The following is a 1,769-nucleotide window of genomic DNA, read 5'->3' as shown; positions in this document are numbered from 1 at the left end:
CCCCGACGCGCGCGGCCGGTTCGGCATCTTCGGCGGCCAGTTCGTGGCCGAGACCCTGATGCCGCTGGTGCTGGAGCTGGACGCGGCCTACGAGGCCGCCAAGGCCGACCCGGCCTTTCGCCGCGAGCTGGATTACTATCTGCGGGATTACGTGGGCCGGCCCAGCCCGTTGTGGTTCGCGCGGCGCCTGACCGAGGAACTGGGCGGGGCGCGGATCTACATGAAGCGCGAGGAGCTGAACCATACCGGTTCGCACAAGCTCAACAACGTCATGGGTCAGATCCTGCTGGCGCGGCGGATGGGCCGGACGCGCATCGTGGCCGAGACCGGGGCGGGCCAGCATGGGGTGGCGACCGCCACGGTCTGCGCGCTGTTCGGCATGACGTGCGTCATCTACATGGGCGCCACCGACGTCGAACGGCAGAAGCCCAACGTGTTCCGCATGCGCCTGCTGGGGGCCGAGGTCGTGCCGGTGACCGCCGGCGCCGGCACGCTGAAGGATGCGATGAACGAGGCGATGCGCGATTGGGTGACCAATGTGCGCGACACCTATTTCCTGGTCGGCACGGTGGCAGGACCGCATCCCTATCCGCAGATGGTCCGCGACTTCCAGTCGGTGATCGGCGAGGAGACGCGCGCGCAGATGCACGAGGCCGAGGGGCGGCTGCCGGACGTGGTGGTCGCCGCGATCGGCGGCGGGTCGAACGCGATGGGGATCTTCCACCCGTTCCTGGACGAGCCGTCGGTGCGGCTGATCGGGGTCGAGGCCGCCGGGCGCGGCCTGGATTCCGGCGAGACCGCGGCGTCGATCCTGCGGGGGCGGCCGGGGGTGCTGCACGGCAACCGGACCTATCTGCTGCAGGATGCGGACGGCCAGATCGACGAGGCGCATTCGATCAGCGCCGGACTGGATTATCCGGGCATCGGGCCGGAACATGCCTGGCTGCACGATATCGGCCGCGTCGAATATGTGGGTGCGACCGATGATGACGCGCTGGCGGCCTTTCAGCTCTGCACCCGCACCGAGGGGATCATCCCGGCGCTGGAATCGGCGCATGCGGTGGCCCATGCCGCGCGGATCGCGCCCGCGCTGAGCCCCGAGACGCTGCTGGTGGTGAATATCTCCGGCCGGGGGGACAAGGACATCTTTACCGTCGCCGCACATCTTGGAGTGACATTGTGAGCCGTATCGCCCGCCGCTTCGCCGCCCTGAAGGCGCAGGGACGCGGCGCCCTGATTCCCTACCTGCAGGCCTGCGACCCGGATTGCGAGACGTCGCTGGCGCTGTTGCGGGCGATGCCGGGGGCCGGAGCGGACCTGATCGAGATCGGCGTGCCGTTCAGCGACCCCAGCGCCGACGGGCCGATCATCCAGGCCGCCGCGCGGCGCGGGCTGAAGGCCGGGTCGAGCATGGCGCGCGTGCTGGACATGGTGGCGCGCTTCCGTGCGGAGGACGACGAGACGCCCATCGTGCTGATGGGCTATCTGAACCCGATCGAGGCCTATGGCCCGGCGCGGTTCTGCGCCGATGCGGCGCGGGCCGGGGTGGACGGGCTGATCGTCGTCGACCTGCCGCCGGAAGAGGCCGACCTGCTGGAGGGGGCTGCGGCCGCGCACGGGCTGGATATCATCCGGCTGGTGGCGCCGACCACCGTCGGCGACCGGCTGGGGCTGGTGTGCGGCCATGCCACGGGCTTCATCTATTATGTCAGCATCACCGGGGTGACGGGCACGCGCACCGCCAGCACCGAGGAACTGGCGGCGGCGCT

The 1,769-nt window shown here is 70.2% G+C and carries 2 protein-coding genes; both read left to right on the top strand.

Annotation, left to right across the window (positions count from 1 at the left end; all coding sequences use genetic code 11):
• A partial coding sequence (gene trpB / locus HUK84_RS16925) for a tryptophan synthase subunit beta (RefSeq protein WP_176641313.1) occupies positions 1-1,183 on the top strand: 1,183 nt, incomplete at its 5' end.
• Positions 1,180-1,769, top strand: a 590-nt coding sequence (trpA, locus tag HUK84_RS16920) for a tryptophan synthase subunit alpha (protein WP_176641312.1), incomplete at its 3' end; no start/stop codon positions are given. The genes trpB and trpA, both read left to right, overlap by 4 nt.

Source organism: Nguyenibacter vanlangensis (assembly GCF_013376155.1).
GTDB classification, from domain to species: Bacteria; Pseudomonadota; Alphaproteobacteria; order Acetobacterales; family Acetobacteraceae; genus Gluconacetobacter; species Gluconacetobacter vanlangensis.
Note: the sequence above shows the minus strand (reverse complement) of the source record. Positions and strands in the feature narration are given on the sequence as shown.